Origin of the sequence: Methanoregula sp., assembly GCF_002835825.1 — an archaeon.
GTDB lineage: Archaea > Halobacteriota > Methanomicrobia > Methanomicrobiales > Methanospirillaceae > Methanoregula.
The window spans coordinates 1-1,054 of record NZ_PIZH01000751.1 but is presented as its reverse complement, the minus strand read 5'-3'; the positions used below and the strand labels follow the sequence as shown (position 1 = coordinate 1,054).

At 50.9% G+C, this 1,054-nt stretch carries 1 protein-coding gene; it reads left to right on the top strand.

Annotated features, from left to right (window positions below; all coding sequences use genetic code 11):
* A partial coding sequence (locus CW742_RS14920) for a cobaltochelatase subunit CobN (protein WP_292421758.1) occupies positions 1-1,054 on the top strand: 1,054 nt, incomplete at both ends.

Below are 1,054 nucleotides of genomic sequence, written 5' to 3'. Positions count from 1 at the left end.
GACCACACGTTCTGGGCAAATGGCAACCTTGCTGTCGAGAACGAGCTGATCCGGGCTCTTGAATCCGTGAACCTGCCGGTTATACCGGTTTTCACGGACTGTCTTAAGAATAAGAATCTTGGATCTCAGGGTCTGCTGGATTGTATCAGGACGTTCTTCATGGATTGCGGCTCACCCCGTGTCTCGGCGATTATCAATCTCCTTTCCACCATCAATGACCCCAATGAACCGGTTAATGAAGACCGTGAGCCTTTCCGGATGAGTATCGATCTGATTAAAGAACTGAACATCCCGGTCTTCCAACCCATCATCGCCTATCACCAGTCACTTGAAGAGTGGCGGACTCTCAAGGGACTCGTTGATGACATTCCCTGGGCAGTTTCCCTCCCGGAGTATGACGGGGTAATCGAGCCCGTCATGATAGGAGCAACGTTTGAAAAAACCGGATCTGATGGGACCCGTACCGCCATACCTGAACGTTGTGATCGGGTTGCCGGGAGAATCAAACGCTGGATTCGTCTTAAAAATACTCCTAAATCCGACAGAAAAGTAGTATTCATGCTCAACAACAGCCCCTGCCATGGTGTCGAGGCAACGGTTGGCAGTGCTTCCCATATGAACGGTCTCCAGAGCATGGTTAACATATTACACCGGCTGAAAGATGAGGGTTACACGATAGATGAGATTCCTGAAAACGGGCAGGATCTTATACGTCGTATCCTCGAACGTCGTGCCCTCTGTGAATTCCGGTGGACAACGGTTCAGGATATTGTTGCCAAAGGGGGCGCTATCGCACAGGTGCCCACGGAAGATTATTGCAAATGGTATGATACCCTTGAGCCTGAATTCCGGAAAAGCGTCACGAGTACCTGGGGAGATCCACCCGGTGAGGGAATGGTGTTTGAAGGGAAACTGCTGATAACCGGTATTTCATTTGGGAACGTGCTGGTTTGCTGTCAGCCCAAACGGGGTTGTTATGGGCCAAAATGTGATGGCAGGGTCTGCAAGATCCTTCATGATCCCCGCTGTCCTCCCCCACATCAGTATCTCGCCA